Genomic DNA, 14,718 nt, shown 5'->3' with positions numbered 1-14,718 from the left:
TTAAAACACATTTCGATAGCCCAGACTAACGCTTGTCAGTAATATTACCATAATATGAAATGGAAATGGACGCAGCATTTTCACGATGAAAGATATTGTTGTAATGTCATTCATTTAAACTATGCATATCAATTTGAAAAATGTACATTGTCTTATGCTATAGTACCTAAAAGTAAATGCTCAACATACAAAATAACGCTTCACTTTGCAGGCAATGGATATTCTTGGCAGTACTTGCTCTTGCTTGTTCTGGACTGCTGTCAATAATTGTTATTTTTCTACGATTGCCTTTTATTTCTTCTCTCATTCCTTCTGCACAATATATCTTTGATAATGCACTGGTGATACACGTAAATTTGTCAATTTTGGTATGGATGTGCTCTATAATATCTCTGCTCTTCATCATAAACTTAAAAAACACCAATCATTGGTTTAACTTCTCATGGATTCTCTCAATCCTTTCCATGCTGCTAATGTTTATATCTGCATTTGTTCCAAATACTGAAGTTATCAAAAGTAACTATATACCTGTATTACAAAACAAATTATTTTTACTTGGACTCAGTCTTTTCATTACCAGCATATTGATAAATACAGCTCTAGCCTACATATCAAATAAACAAGACTCATATCTTTCAATCGGACAAATTGGCCTGGTCATTATACTTGTGTCATCATTTCTTTGTGTTGTTTTAGCACATAAAAATATGCCTCCAGGTCTATATCACTCAGACAAGAATTTATTTTATGAATATCTCTTTTGGGGAGGCGGACATTTACTGCAGTTTGCCTTTGCTCAAGCAATGTTTTTAGTTTATTTGATCATACTGAATGCTCGCTATATTAGTCTAAATAAAATTACCATTTTACCACTATTTATAAACACAGTTTTGACCGTAGGTGCGCCGTTTATATACTTTATTTATTCGGCGGATAGTGCTGAATTAATACAGTTTTTTACCTGGCATATGAGAATTGCTGGAGCAGTTCTGCCGTGCTTTTTAACAATATTAGTGTCTTGCAACATAAAAACTCTGCTCAATGATAAGGGCAATTATCTTCTCCACTCGTTTGTATTGTTCATTTATGGAGGTGTGCTTGGAGTGCTAACTATTGAAGGAAATGTCACTATCCCTGCGCATTATCACGGTTCTGTGGTTGGTATTACTATAGCTTTTATGAATTTTGTCTACTGGCTGTTACCAAAATTGGGCTGTAAAGAAATAAAAAGCTCCATAGTAAGATTACAGATTTATGCATATAGCTTGGGACATTTTCTCCACATTACTGGACTTGTTTGGCTTGGTGGATATGGTGCATTAAGAAAAGTTGCAGATCTGCCAAGTATTTCATCAATGTTGGCACGTGCTTGTTTTATTACGGGTGGAGCTATATCAGTTATTGGTGGAATGTTATTCGTAATAATTGTGATTTTACATCTTCTTAAAGGCAAGGCTCGTACCAACTAACCCAAAGAAACAAAACTAAAATTTTAGTGTAAAATTACTATATTTACTTTGTACTATGGCTCAAACAACCTGCTTCAAATTTGGAAGGGCAATGAAATGAAAAAACTATATTAAGCTAGACTGAATTCTTATTTGCTACTCCTTGTGGTTCTTGTGTTCCATTTACTTGAGAGCTAGGTTTCATTATTAAACCACCAGCTAAGAATGCAGATAATGTTGCTATAACAACGATTAACCACATGTCCAATTTAGTTGTATGTTCAAGTGTAATATACACTACTAACCCAACAGCAAGACCAGTACTAGCAGTAGCGATATATGTTGCTTTTTCTTTTAGTTGTTTATTTGCTTCATTTTTGACTTCTAATATTTTCTTTTCTTGCTGTAAATGCTGGATTTGAGTATTTAGTTTATTTTTTTCAGCTTTTAATTCTATATTTTCGTTCTGAGCTGTCTTCCTTGCATATTCTAAGAATCTATTTAACCCTTTAGCTCTATCCTTTTTAGTTTGTAAGTCTTTATTTTCCGCCTCTAGCTGCTCAAGTTTATTTATTTTTTGTTTCATTTCACTTTTCATTTCATTTTTTAATTCATTTCTTATTTTATCTTTCAATGTAGCTATTGCATCTTCTGAGCTTTTTTTAACTTCTAGTTCCAACACGTCCTCAAGCAATTCTGCTAGTTTTATTTTTTCATTGGAGGGCAGATAGTATGGATCATATAGAGCATTAACAAGATCTTGCAAATCAGAAAATTTAAAATCAGGCATAATAAACCTCAATACTAAAAATTTATCGTGTAATACATAAAAAACTAAAATCAAGAAATTTTGTATTATAAACTCAACAACCATCACCTACAAGGTGAAGGGTTAAATTTTAATCAATTTGAAATTGATCATTGTCATGAAGTGGCTCGCCTTCCTGGATAGATATGTACTCTTGTATAACCTCGTCTGTCAGAACTTACGGCTCAATATCCACGTGCCCAAAGGTGCCTGCCCCAAAATTGCTTACTTAGACTTGCAAAATCTTGCATCAGCAACCTTGAACTTGTTCCTTTCAAAAGTTGTACAATTTTACTAACACTTTGCTGCGGTTTATATGATATAAACATATGAATATGATCTACTGCAACTTTGCCTGAGATAATTTGGATCTCATTTTCCATAGTAACCTGCCTTAGCAGCTCCCTAACTCTAACAGCAATTTGGCCTATTAGCACCCTTTTGCGATATTTGGGAATCCATGCCAAGTGTACTCTCATATCGTACTTAGAGTGTGCATTATACCCATAACGTCGCATACGCGACTATTGTAACTTGCCCTTCGCCTCAAGGCGGGACAATCCCCGAAGGGGGACACTAAAATGTCAGACATTAAAATTGCTGTATTTGCTCAATTGTGCTAACTTAAAGCTTAAAACTGAAAAATATTTATGTTAGAAGAAAAATACAGCTTTAGAGAAATTGAAAATAAATACAACATATTATGGGAAGGAAGTAAAGTTTATAAATGGAATGGTGAAGAGAATAACACTTTTACTATAGACACTCCTCCACCAACGATATCAGGAAAGTTGCACATCGGCCATATATTTAGCTATTGCCATACGGATTTTATTGCAAGGTTCCAACGTATGCTGGGGAAAGATGTGTTTTATCCAATTGGTTTTGATGATAATGGCCTTCCGACTGAAAGGTTAGTTGAGCAAACCTATAAAGTTAGTGCAAAAGAAGTTGGCAGAGAAAAATTTATAGAGATGTGCCATGAAGTTATTGAGAAGTCAAAGCAAGAATTCAAGGAGTTATTTAAATCGGTCGGCATTAGTTATGATTGGAGTTTGGAATATCACACGATCAGCAAGGAAGCTGTGGCACTTTCTCAAACGTCGTTTGTTGATCTATATAACAAAGGGTATATATATAGGAAAATGCAACCTATTCTTTGGGACCCAGTTGATAAAACCGCAATTGCGCAAGCGGAAATAGAGGATAAAGTCTTTGAGTCATCTTTGAACACGATAGTTTTTTCCACTGAAAAAAATGAGCAGATTCATATTGCAACTACGCGACCTGAGTTACTTCCTGCATGCGTTGCAGTTTTTTGTCATCCAGAAGATGCACGATATGCCCATCTGATTGGAAAAATAGCCGTAGTGCCAATTACAGAGGCAAAAGTTCCAATAATAGCTGATGATAAGGTCAAAATAGATAAAGGCACTGGGCTTGTTATGTGCTGTACATTCGGTGATGAGCTCGACATATATTGGCAGCAAAAGCATAATCTGCCGGTGACAATTATAATTGATCAGGATGGAAGGATAAACCTGCATGCAGTGTGTGATCAAAAATGGATCCCAGTGTCACGCACTGGGATGACAGGGGAGAAAGATGCCCAGTATCAAGCTACTCAGGTGACAGAGGAGACACATGCCGGTGTCATCCGAGTAGCTGACACTGGGATCCATGGACTAAAAGTTAAAGAAACAAGAAAGAGGATCATTGAAATCCTCAGTGGAAAAGGACTTTTAATAGAAAGCACTAGCATTTCTCATTCTGTTAAATGTGCTGAAAGATCTGGTGCGCCGCTTGAAATATTACCTACTTATCAATGGTTTGTCAAGACTTTAGAGCAAAAAACTCAAGTATTAGATAAAGTGAGTGAATGTAGTTGGCATCCAGAATCTATGCGTAAACGTATGGAGGTGTGGATAGAAGGGCTAAGTTGGGATTGGTGCATCTCAAGACAGCGTTATTTTGGTGTACCATTTCCAGTTTGGTATTCAAAACGTAAGGGAGAAGAAGGCAAAATCATTCTAGCTGAAGTAAAGGATTTACCCGTAGATCCATTAAAAGGTTTGCCGAAAGGCTATAGCAGAGAAGAAGTTACTCCAGATCAAGATGTGATGGATACTTGGGCAACAAGTGCGATCACTCCTCAACTAAGTGCACTGGCAGTAAACAGTGAGCTCGGTTTACCAAGCCATCGGTATAATAAGATATTTCCTGCAGATCTGCGCAGCCAAAGCCATGAGATAATAAGAACTTGGGCTTTTTATACGATTTTGAAGGCACATTATCATGCAGATTCACTGCCGTGGACAAATATCATGATTAGTGGTTGGTGTTTGGCTGATGATAAAAAAAAGATGAGTAAATCAAAAGGTAATATCATCACTCCTCATGTAATGCTTGAAACCTATGGAGCTGACGTAGTACGCTATTGGGCAGCAAACTCAAGACTTGGAGTTGACACAGTCTACTCTGAAAATATCTTCAAAATTGGCAAACGACTTGTTACGAAACTTTGGAATGCTAGCAAATTTGTTTCCATGTTTATGGAAAAACATCAAGCATTGAGCATAAATTCCATCAGTGAGACGATGGATAAGTGGATATTGTCCAAATTATATAAAGTGATAGAAAAAACGACGAACAACCTATTACAGTTTGAATACTGCGAAGCTTTGAGCGCAATAGAAGAATTTTTTTGGAAAGATTTTTGTGATAATTACTTAGAGTTAGTTAAAAAACGTGCATATGGAGATGCATTGGACAGCGAGGCAAACATGAGTGCGAAACAGAGTTTGGCATATGTACTCAATATTATTTTGCGGTTATTTGCACCATTTTTGCCATACATTACAGAGGAAATATATCATCAGTTGTATAGTTATAACTCCGTTCACAATAAAAGTAATTGGCCTAACAAGGAAGAACTTACCTATGATAAGTATTCTGAGGAAATGGGAGATAATTTCGTGCAGATATTAAACCTTGTGAGAAAAATAAAAGCAGATAATAACGTATCAGTTAAGCATCTTATACAAAAGTTGATGATAAAAGCGAGTGTAAAAGAGGATGAGTTAAATTATTCTGCTCAGCATGATTTGCAGTCAGTTTGCAATGCTGAAGTGATAGAATGGGTTGAGAGTACAGAAGCAGAGCTTATAACTGAGAATGGAAAATTTACTGTAAGTTTATTGATTGATGTAACTTAGCATTCGCATTACTATACTAATTATTTAGTTGTGAGGTAATAATGATTGGTAATTCATATAATAATAAAATTGAAGAACAAAAAGATGATTATCATGACTTCATTCAAAGGTTTTTGTTTTTGCTCGGCAAGATAAAAGAAAAGAATAAATCAATTCACACTGCTGTAGCTAGTTTTCACATATTATCTTTTTTAATAAAATACAATGCCAATTTTAATGAAGATGAAGTGTATAAAGCCGTTATCCAAGATTTCAATAATATAAAAGAAGCTAGACCAGAGCTTCAAGATAAGGCTAAAAGTATTGAATGGGTATATTGAAAGTGGTGTTGAAACAGTGTCAATATACGGTAGTTGTGCAGAAGTTAAATTGGGAGCTAATAAAAACAAATTCAAAGTCAGTGAGTTTTTGAATAGTAATTTCTGTCAAGATAATGGAATTTCAGGATTTTCAACTCTGCATAGCAATGGAAAAAATGGAATGCACGGTTTTGTTTCTGAAGAAGGAATAAGGCACTATGTTGTAACTGATGGTGCATACGAAATGACTCTGAATTGGTGTGATGAGGACGGAAAAAAGTGCACTATTATAATTAATATTGATGCTAATGGTATAGAACTTATCGAGCGTAATCGTGTTACTGATGATCAATTGAAAGCAAATAAAGATGTAAAAATAGGTAACTTATTCTTGTATCAAATAAAACAACTTCAATATGTGATAGATAAGATAGAAGAATCGATAAGAGAAAATGAAACAATTAAAGATTATAGCAAAAAAATAATATTAGGGGAGGCTCAGAAAATAAAATTTATATTAGGGCAGCTTGTGCAATTCAAGCCAATGAAAGGTTCCAAAACATCGGAGGAAACGTCTGATTCTTTACAGGAAGATCTTGGATATGCCAGTCGTTCACCCACTCCGACCAGATTATCGTGTTCAGTGTCTGTACAAAGCATTGCAAGTGGACCAATCCCTGAATATGGATTGTAAAATGCAACAATTACTCTTATTATAAAAAAAATTATACAAGATAATGAACCCAATAATATGCGCACTGGATACACAAGATTTGAATGAAGCCATATCTTGGGCTAATGGTCTGCGTGATAAGGTTGGCATGGTAAAACTTGGGTTAGAATTTTTTGCTGCACATGGTCCTTCTGGAGTGAGAGAAGTTGCAAAATGCAATGTACCAATTTTTTTAGATCTAAAATTGTATGATATTCCAAACACTGTAGCTAGAACAGTTGAAGCAATAAAAGCTCTAGATGTTGAAATGCTAACATTGCATATCAGTGGTGGAACAAAAATGCTTAAAGAAGCACTAAGTGTAGTGCAAGGAAAGAAAATAAAGCTAATTGGAGTAACAGTACTAACCAGCATGATCAATGAAGATCTGAGTGAACTCGGAGTGGCAAGAGAAACAAAATCACAGGTAATTTTGCTGGCAAAGCTTGCAAAAAAGATTGGACTGCATGGAATAGTTTGCTCTGCACTAGAAGCTCAAGAAGTGCGCCAAGAATGTGGTAAAGACTTTAAAATTATTACTCCAGGAATCGGTATAAATCGAGGTCATGATGATCAAAAAAGGACAGCAACACCAAAAGAAGCAATAAATTCAGGAGCTGATTATATCGTAATTGGCAGACCAATTACAAAAAGCGGCAATCCCGCAAGTAGTGCAGAATTAATATTGAAATCCCTTACTGATTGAAGCAGGAGAGCGGCAAGGTAGGTAAGGTACCATAGAATAAAAGCACAAACGGTATGTATCCGTTCAGCAGGGTGGCAAAACAAGGTAGACGAGAAAAGATAACTAAATGGGTGTCATCCTAGTGCTTGACCATTTTTCTTTTTTTTCTGGATTCCAGCGTCACGCGCTGGAATGACAGGGCTGTGAGTGTCATCGAAGTAGCCGATACAGGCCTTTTTCTTCTGTCATCCCAGTGCCCTGACACTGGGATCCAGTTAAATTTACAGGTATAAAAGTAATCAACGTTTCTGGTGATGATAGAAAAATGGATCCCAGCACAGGATACCATTTATTGTTTTGGCAAATTTGTACAGCTACGTACTTTATTTGCACATTCTTCTGAACAGATACGCAGCGAAAAAAATGCTTGACACAAAAAAATGGATGCTGTATAGTGCTAACGATTAAGTATAATATTTACCGCGGTGTAATACTACACTGCTTTTCTTACTTCAACAAGTAATCAGTATCATTTTTCTCTCGTTACCAATCGCCTTACGTTTATTTGTATCTACCATGAAGCCAATGCTGGAATCCAGAAAAAAGACCGGTGAATGGCAGGCACGAGCATTATACGTATACAGTTGTATGAACGTTGTTTACCATGAGGGCGCCTCCCAGCACTGGGATCCATATTGTAAACAAGCGTTTGAGTTATACTAAGCTGCCATTCACCTGTCTTTTTTCTGAATGCAGTTTGCATAACAACGAAAAGGTACTGGGATTAAAGATTACCTTCAAATTACAATACTATTATAATTTTATTTTTAAAGGAGGCTATTATGTCACTTACTGATATTGCTCACCGTGTTAATGAACTCGCTTCATCATGGGAGCAATTTAAATTAATAAATGATCGCAAACTAAAAGAAATCGAAAGCAAAGGACCTGAGCAGCTATGCAAGATAAATAGTAATATTGATAATTGCAAAGAGCGCTTAGATTTTATTGAAACTTCAGCTCAACGTCCAGAAATTAGCACAGATTTTAACATGGGTGATAAATATTTTTCTGATTATATCCGCAAAGGAATGGAAAGTAGGTTATCACATAAAACCCTAAGTGGAGATGACAATGATATTGGAGGGTATTTAGTTACTCCTCACATTGTAAAACGGATAAACAAGCGTATAGCTGATTCATCTCCAATGCGGCAAATATGTTCTAGTCAAAGAATCTCTACTGAAACATTGGATTATATTATAGAAGATTGTGACCGTGCTGGTGCAGGTTGGAGTGGTGAAGTCATAGAGGACGAAGATGGTGGCTATAAATCCAAGTATGATTTTGCAAAAGACACAAGTACACCTAAAATTCAAAAGATTTCCATCACAACTTATGAGCTCTATGCTCAGCCGCAAATATCACAAAAATTGCTCGATGATGCATTTGTCAATGTTGAAAATTGGCTTGTAGAAAAGGTTGCCGAAACTTTCAGTAAGAAGGAGAATGAAGCCTTTATCAAAGGTGATGGCACTTTTCAGCCTAAAGGAATTTTAACTTACGAAAATGGAAATGGTCATAATAAGATAGAGCAAATTAAAGCTGATAAGCTAGACAGCGACGCCATAATGATATTGTACTACTCTCTAAATGAACATTACTCTAAAAATGCATCATTTTTGATGAACAGAAGTACGTTAAAGGACGTGAGGCTACTAAAATCTGAAACAGATCAGTATCTTTGGCAGCCGAGTTTATCGCTTGAAACACCAGATACTTTGATGGGAATACCAGTATACCAATCTGCTGATATGCCACCTACAATGATTGCAGTAGCGGATTTCAAACAAGCTTATAAGATCGTAGATAACAGAGGAATGAGAATACTTAGAGACCCTTATACAAACAAACCTTATGTTAGATTTTTTGTCACTAAGCGTGTCGGTGGGGAGGTTGTCAACACCAGTGCTATTAAATTATTGAAAATTGCGAGCAAGTACTAAAATTTTTATGAAATAATTGACATATTATACTTTTTATGTAATAATTAAATTATTATTAACTTAAGGAGTAAAATATGTTAGGAAAAATAAAAAACTTTTTTCAGTCGATTGCAGGAGGTATTGCATCAATCTGGAACAGCATTAAAAACTTGTGGTCTAGTAAACCGCAAAAAAATAGTGTAATTGAACTAGTGAAGGGTGAATCCAATCATTGGGGTGTTATTAAAGAAAATGGTAATAAGCAGTTAGTACTGCATACAAACAAAAGAATGTACCAGAAATTATAGATGGGAGCGGTATTAATTCTAAAGATCCATCAAGATATCATATAAATGTCAAATCTGACGAAGCTATATTCGAAATTGTTTATAGCAAACTTGTTGTCATGAACGATAGTTCGGTATCCTTTATAGTGAACTCGGTATATGATAATAAAACTTTGTCTTGTGAGTTAGAAGGAATGAAAAAGATGTTGGGTTTAAATAGTAAGCGTACAGTTGTTACTATAGATAAAATATCTCTAGAAACCTGAAGTTGTAAGTTCTACATCTAAAGTGCCTGCAAGTGATAGCAAGGTACTAAGCTCAGAAGCTGGTAAACCTAGTAAGGTGCTAGATAAGCCAGCTATAAATTCAACACTTATTATGCCACTTTTCTAAAGAGTATCTTTTCTTCACAAAAGAGCATCTTCTTTGGTGCTCTTTTTTCTTTATAAGTTTTCTCCATAGGAGAAAATTGACAAATTAAACTTTATATATAATAATTAAATTATTAATTTAAGGAGTAAAGTATGTGGGAAAGTATAAAAAAATTTTTTAAGTGGATTGCTGATCGTACAGGAATTTCATGGATTGCAAGAAAAATTTCATCAGGTTGGAATTGGCTGTTGAGTAGTAAAAAAATACTACTCAAGAAAATACATCACCAGAAAGACCTTCAGGTGAGAATAAAAATAAAAGTAATACAATTCCAATTGTTAGCACCCCTATGCAAAATGAGACTGAAGAACCTGTATCTAAAACAGGTACAAACGTCGAGCCAGCAGAAAATTTTCCAGAAAATCAGAACAACCAAGAAGGCACGTAAATCCTAATAAACCTAATGTTATTCAACAAAGCACAAAGCCAGAGAGTTATTTTGAATTTATCGATAACAAATTACTATTTGTTATAACAAACGAGAATTATAAACGTCTTGAAGAAAAATGTAAAAATGAAGACAAAAATGGTAAAGTTATACCTGGAGAATTTCGTATATTTGTAGAGTGTGAAAGTAACAAGTTTTGTATTACTGGCCCTTATAGTTCATGTCAAGATGTAGATGATGGAAAGAAATCTGTATCCATAACTTCAGTGAAGAAACAGCATGACAAGGGAACTATTTCAAAAGACCCATTAGAAATGATGTATAAAGTAGGCTTGGATGAGAACAAAAAGCTTGTTAAAATAACTAAAATGTCCAAAAAGCCATTTGAAATTACAACACCTAATCTTCCAGAACTTGTTGCTAATGAGCCTAAAGGAGTAGGTTATATTGAACTTGATGAAGATAATCACTTATTGTTAATTTAGAAAAGGGTATAAAAGTTAAGGATTATAAATATAGTTTAACCGAGGACGGACTTTCTCCTCAGCTTCTTGTATATCTAAGGTGTGATAAAGGAGAATATCGCATTACTGGTGTTGGTAATAATTACAATGGCGTTTCTGAATATGTAATTGTAAAATCAGTACTAAAGAAGAAAGAAGATGGTAATTATATCGATGACGATAAAATATTAGTGCAAGACAATATTGAGCATATGAAAAAAATGTTAGGATTGAAAGATGATGTAACAGAGATTAAAGTAGATAATATATCTAATCAGCCGTTTGAAGGTACAGCGTTGGAGCAGCATAATCTTAATCCTACTACGGCACAACAAACGGTTAACAATAAGGAAGTGACTACTGAATCAGAGGAGTTTTATGATGCAGAAGTTACACAACCAAGTCCAACAATTGGAGTACCATCAACAGAGAGACATTATGTCACTAATCCAAGTGTAGATTGAAACGGTTATTGTTAAAACAAACCCTTCACAAAAGAGCACCTCCTTTGGTGCTCTTTTTTTCTTTATACGTTCTCTATAGGAAAAGTTGACAGATTATGCTTTGTATATAATAATATAAATTATTAATTTAAGGAGTAAAATATGTTTAAAAAAATAAAAAACTTTTTTAAGTGGATTGCTGATCACATAGGAATTTCATGGATTGCAAGAAAAATTTCATCAGGCTGTTTGGTGGTAAAAAAAGTGAAACAAGTGTTGCGAAACAAAGCATATCACAGCAAGGACAATCTTCAGGTAAAACTACTATTGAAGAAAAAACAAGAGTTAATAAATGCTTTTACTGCATCTCTTTCTAAGTTCAGAGAAGATTTATCTGATCTTACTCTGAGGAAGTGACTACTGAATCAGAGGAGTTTTATGATGCAGAAGTTACATAACCAAGTTCAACAACTCGAGCACTAGCAACAGAAAGACATTGTGTCTCTAATCCGAGTATAGTAGGAAACGGTTATTATTAACTAGCAAACCAAATCCTTCACAAAAGAGCACCAAAGTTGGTGCTCTTTTTTTCTTTATAAGTTTTCTCCATAGGAGAAAATTGACTAATTACAATTTGTATCTTCCTCGTATCAATTTTCAATAGATTCATCGATGTATAGCTATAGTTTTATCAGTGTAAGGCTAAATATGCTAAGCTTATAAAGATGACAAAGCTTCAAAAAAAGCCTAACATAGTGGAAAAAGCTTTATGAAAATCAAAGTTGGAGTAATAGGCTGCTTAGGAAGAATGGGTAAGAAAATACTCAATGAATTAATTACGAATACCAAAGTGGAAATAGCAGGTGCTGTTGCTCGCTTGGGCAGTGAGTATATAGGCTTAGATATTGGGCCTATTGTAGGCAATAATTGCAATTTAGGAATCAAAATTACAAGTTCTATTAGTGAGGTATTTGAATCGTCCGATGTTGTAATAGATTTTACAACTAAAGAATGTATGCTAGAATGCCTTAAGGCGGCCGTGAAATTTAAAAAACCGCTAGTTAGTGGCACAACTGGAATAGAAGGTCTAAATTTAAAAGAATATGCTGCTAAAGTTCCAATATTATGGTCAGCAAATATGAGTGTTGGAGTTAATGTGTTGCTGAAATTGGTAAAAGAAGCTGCCAAGCTTTTAGGTAATGAGTATGACGTTGAAATTTGGGAAATGCATCACAATTTAAAAAAGGATTCACCATCTGGAACAGCTATAGAGTTTGGTAAAGCAGTTGCTAACGCTGCAAAAGTGGATTTTGAGCTCAATCAATATTCACATAATAATTCAAATATAAGAGGGAAAGGAGGAATAGGCTTTGCAGTATCTCGTGGAGGTGGAGTAATAGGAGATCACAGTGTCATGTTTGTCAATTCCGATGAACGAGTAGAATTAAATCACAAGGCAATTGATCGTACAACGTTTGCTAGAGGGGCGGTTCAAGCAGCAATATGGTTGCGCGAGAATAAACAGGAAATACCAGGACTTTATTCAATGCAGGATTTAGTATGAGCGATAAATACGCTTTCGTTAAAAATTTAAATCTTTGGTATGGCTCTAAACAAGTTTTATTCGATATAAATTTGAATATTTGCAAAAAGAAAGTCACAACTTTTATCGGACCTTCTGGGTGCGGTAAATCGACATTTTTGCGTTGTTTCAATCGTATGAATGATTACATACCTGGATGTAGAGCGACTGGTGAACTGGTAATCGATGGGCTGGGTAATATATATTCACGTGATATGGATGTTGTATTGCTCAGAGCAAAAGTTGGTATGGTATTTCAAAAACCCAATCCTTTTCCAAAGTCAATATATGATAATGTTGCTTATGGGCCTAAATTGCATGGCATGGTGAAAAATAAGCAAAAATTAGATGAAATAGTAGAAAGTAGTTTAACTAAGGTTGGTTTATGGGAAGAGTTGAAAGATAGATTGCAAGATAGTGCACTAAATTTATCTGGTGGCCAGCAACAAAGATTATGCATTGCTCGTGCAATTGCAGTAAAGCCAACTATTTTATTAATGGATGAACCATGCTCTGCTCTTGATCCAATGGCAACCAATGCAATCGAAAATCTTATACAAGAATTGAAATTGAGGTTCACCATAATTATGGTAACTCATTCGATGAAGCAAGCTAAAAAATTATCTGAAGCATAGTTTTCTTTTGCAATGGCAAGATTGTTGAATTCGGAAGTACTCAAGAAATCTTTGAAAATGCTCAGTCTCCTTTAACGAAGGAGTATATTCTGGATCATTAGCTTAATAGTTGATATTTTAATTTTTTCTATGTATAATTTTATCAAGTTTGTTGTGATAGGTGGTTAAAATGTTTAGTACAAGTGAAGCAACAAAAAAGTTGTTTAAAGCTATTGAATTTCAAAATGCTAGTGGTGAAAGAATAACACCTGAGGAAGCTTGGAATCATTTTCAACAAGCATTGGAAAGAAGGAGCGAATGTTAACGCTTTTGAGGATGGGATGACACCTTTGATGTGCATTATTTCAGCTTTTGTTACTAGTAATAACGACGAACATCAATATTTAGAGCTTATGGCTAAGTTGCTTGTAGAACATAAAAAATCGATTTAAATATTAAAAGCAAGCAAGCTGTTATTGAGAGAAAACCAAAGAAACATGATGGTTATCCAGTGTACGAATTTGAGGGGAGAGAAGTAGTAGATCAGGGTAGAGGGGGTTGTGTATACCTTAACAATTCACAACCTGTTAATGAAGGATTTATGTGTAATAGTCTAGACTTGATCTGACAAGCAAACAAAGTAAGATAAAAATATAGACAAGTTTTAAAGGAGTGTCAGATATGAATACAACACAAGAAAAAATACTAAAACCAAAGTTGGGATTGCTAGAACTTGCAAAGCAATTAGGAAATGTATCACAGGCGTGTAAAGTAATGGGATATTCAAGGGATACATTTACCGCTTCAAAGAACTGTATGAAACAGGAGGAGAAGAGGCTTTACACGAGATAAGCAAAAGCAAGCCATTGTATGCAAATAGAGTGTCGGAGGATATAGAAAAAGCAGTAGTTGAAATAGCAATAGAGTTTCCAGCATACGGACAAGAAAGAGCAGCAAACGAACTGAAAAAGAGAGGAATTCTCATCTCTGCAAGTGGAATAAGATCAGTGTGGCAAAGAAACGATCTTGAAAATTTTAAAAAGAGGTTAAAGGCATTAGAAGCAAAAGTAGCTCAGGATGGTATCATTTTAACAGAAGAACAGATAACAGCTCTAGAAAAGGCTAAGGAAGAAAAAGAGGCCCATGGAGAAATTGAAACAGAGCATCCAGGATACTTAGGTAGCCAAGACAGTTATTATGTTGGTAATATCAAAGGTATTGGACGAATTTACCAGCAAACCTTTGTTGATACCTATTCCAGAGTTGCTTTTGCTAAGCTTTACACAGAAAGGACTGCTATCACAGCTGCAGATCTTC

General features: G+C 35.0%; 14 protein-coding genes and 3 pseudogenes. 15 read left to right on the top strand and 2 right to left on the bottom strand.

The annotated features are described in order from the left end of the window. Positions 1–176: 176 nt before the first annotated feature. A complete protein-coding gene (locus tag OUY_RS00915; protein WP_029237598.1) occupies positions 177–1,469 on the top strand; it encodes a cbb3-type cytochrome c oxidase subunit I in 1,293 nt (430 codons plus the stop codon). A 115-nt stretch (positions 1,470–1,584) separates the two neighbouring features. Here the strand turns inward: OUY_RS00915 and OUY_RS00910 are convergent, their stop codons facing one another. Beyond that, a complete protein-coding gene (locus tag OUY_RS00910) occupies positions 1,585–2,238 on the bottom strand; it encodes a hypothetical protein (protein WP_139686450.1) in 654 nt (217 codons plus the stop codon). Positions 2,239–2,347: 109 nt separating this feature from the next. Then, positions 2,348–2,774 (bottom strand): annotated as a pseudogene (gene tnpA, locus OUY_RS00905) (IS200/IS605 family transposase). Between the two features lie 132 nt (positions 2,775–2,906). Here tnpA and OUY_RS00900 point away from each other — a divergent pair. The 14 genes and pseudogenes from OUY_RS00900 to OUY_RS00835 all read left to right on the top strand — a co-directional run. Continuing rightward, positions 2,907–5,471, top strand: coding sequence for a valine--tRNA ligase (locus OUY_RS00900; RefSeq protein ID WP_139686449.1), 2,565 nt, complete (start codon positions 2,907–2,909; stop codon positions 5,469–5,471). Between the two features lie 41 nt (positions 5,472–5,512). Beyond that, complete coding sequence (locus OUY_RS06215) at positions 5,513–5,791, top strand: hypothetical protein (protein ID WP_139686448.1); 279 nt, start codon at positions 5,513–5,515, stop codon at positions 5,789–5,791. After that, positions 5,775–6,464: a hypothetical protein gene (locus tag OUY_RS06210; protein ID WP_246038550.1), complete on the top strand. Its 690-nt coding sequence runs from the start codon at positions 5,775–5,777 to the stop codon at positions 6,462–6,464. Before OUY_RS06215 ends, OUY_RS06210 begins: the two co-directional genes overlap by 17 nt. A gap of 43 nt (positions 6,465–6,507) precedes the next feature. After that, a complete protein-coding gene (pyrF, locus tag OUY_RS00885) occupies positions 6,508–7,188 on the top strand; it encodes an orotidine-5'-phosphate decarboxylase (protein ID WP_139686447.1) in 681 nt (226 codons plus the stop codon). 821 nt (positions 7,189–8,009) lie between these two features. Beyond that, the gene (locus tag OUY_RS00880) at positions 8,010–9,173 is read left to right on the top strand and encodes a phage major capsid protein (protein ID WP_139686446.1); all 1,164 of its coding nucleotides are present in this window, start codon (positions 8,010–8,012) and stop codon (positions 9,171–9,173) included. Positions 9,174–9,247: 74 nt separating this feature from the next. Then, on the top strand, positions 9,248–9,460 hold the full coding sequence (locus tag OUY_RS00875) for a hypothetical protein (protein WP_139686445.1): 213 nt from the start codon (positions 9,248–9,250) through the stop codon (positions 9,458–9,460). Between the two features lie 98 nt (positions 9,461–9,558). Further along, on the top strand, positions 9,559–9,705 hold the full coding sequence (locus OUY_RS05900) for a hypothetical protein (RefSeq protein ID WP_167481341.1): 147 nt from the start codon (positions 9,559–9,561) through the stop codon (positions 9,703–9,705). An 820-nt stretch (positions 9,706–10,525) separates the two neighbouring features. Then, positions 10,526–10,744: a hypothetical protein gene (locus OUY_RS00870; RefSeq protein ID WP_139686444.1), complete on the top strand. Its 219-nt coding sequence runs from the start codon at positions 10,526–10,528 to the stop codon at positions 10,742–10,744. 230 nt (positions 10,745–10,974) lie between these two features. Beyond that, a complete protein-coding gene (locus OUY_RS00865; protein ID WP_139686443.1) occupies positions 10,975–11,226 on the top strand; it encodes a hypothetical protein in 252 nt (83 codons plus the stop codon). 141 nt (positions 11,227–11,367) lie between these two features. Next, positions 11,368–11,622, top strand: a complete 255-nt coding sequence (locus OUY_RS00860; RefSeq protein WP_139686442.1) for a hypothetical protein — start codon at positions 11,368–11,370, stop codon at positions 11,620–11,622. A 352-nt stretch (positions 11,623–11,974) separates the two neighbouring features. Then, positions 11,975–12,769 (top strand): 4-hydroxy-tetrahydrodipicolinate reductase, encoded by a 795-nt coding sequence (gene dapB / locus OUY_RS00855; protein WP_139686441.1) that lies wholly within the window; start codon positions 11,975–11,977, stop codon positions 12,767–12,769. Further along, a pseudogene (gene pstB / locus OUY_RS00850) lies at positions 12,766–13,523 on the top strand (phosphate ABC transporter ATP-binding protein PstB). Before dapB ends, pstB begins: the two are co-directional and overlap by 4 nt. A gap of 68 nt (positions 13,524–13,591) precedes the next feature. After that, positions 13,592–13,726, top strand: a complete 135-nt coding sequence (locus tag OUY_RS06650; RefSeq protein ID WP_281277874.1) for a hypothetical protein — start codon at positions 13,592–13,594, stop codon at positions 13,724–13,726. Between the two features lie 356 nt (positions 13,727–14,082). Next, positions 14,083–14,718 (top strand): annotated as a pseudogene (locus OUY_RS00835) (helix-turn-helix domain-containing protein); the annotation flags it as partial.

Source organism: Wolbachia endosymbiont of Leptopilina clavipes (assembly GCF_006334525.1).
Classification (GTDB): Bacteria; Pseudomonadota; Alphaproteobacteria; order Rickettsiales; family Anaplasmataceae; genus Wolbachia.
This window is presented reverse-complemented; position numbering and strand designations above follow the sequence as displayed.

Excerpts from the sequence above, each read along its gene's own strand:
- OUY_RS00900 (WP_139686449.1), top strand. The coding sequence starts at position 2,907 with ATGTTAGAAGAAAAATACAGCTTTAGAGAAATTGAAAATAAATACAAC.
- dapB (WP_139686441.1), top strand. The coding sequence starts at position 11,975 with ATGAAAATCAAAGTTGGAGTAATAGGCTGCTTAGGAAGAATGGGTAAG.
- OUY_RS00880 (WP_139686446.1), top strand. The coding sequence starts at position 8,010 with ATGTCACTTACTGATATTGCTCACCGTGTTAATGAACTCGCTTCATCA.
- OUY_RS00860 (WP_139686442.1), top strand. The coding sequence starts at position 11,368 with ATGTTTAAAAAAATAAAAAACTTTTTTAAGTGGATTGCTGATCACATA.
- OUY_RS05900 (WP_167481341.1), top strand. The coding sequence starts at position 9,559 with ATGAACGATAGTTCGGTATCCTTTATAGTGAACTCGGTATATGATAAT.
- pyrF (WP_139686447.1), top strand. The coding sequence starts at position 6,508 with ATGAACCCAATAATATGCGCACTGGATACACAAGATTTGAATGAAGCC.
- OUY_RS00915 (WP_029237598.1), top strand. The coding sequence starts at position 177 with ATGCTCAACATACAAAATAACGCTTCACTTTGCAGGCAATGGATATTC.
- OUY_RS00865 (WP_139686443.1), top strand. The coding sequence starts at position 10,975 with ATGAAAAAAATGTTAGGATTGAAAGATGATGTAACAGAGATTAAAGTA.
- OUY_RS06650 (WP_281277874.1), top strand. The coding sequence starts at position 13,592 with ATGTTTAGTACAAGTGAAGCAACAAAAAAGTTGTTTAAAGCTATTGAA.
- OUY_RS00875 (WP_139686445.1), top strand. The coding sequence starts at position 9,248 with ATGTTAGGAAAAATAAAAAACTTTTTTCAGTCGATTGCAGGAGGTATT.
- OUY_RS00910 (WP_139686450.1), bottom strand. The coding sequence starts at position 2,238 with ATGCCTGATTTTAAATTTTCTGATTTGCAAGATCTTGTTAATGCTCTA.
- OUY_RS06215 (WP_139686448.1), top strand. The coding sequence starts at position 5,513 with ATGATTGGTAATTCATATAATAATAAAATTGAAGAACAAAAAGATGAT.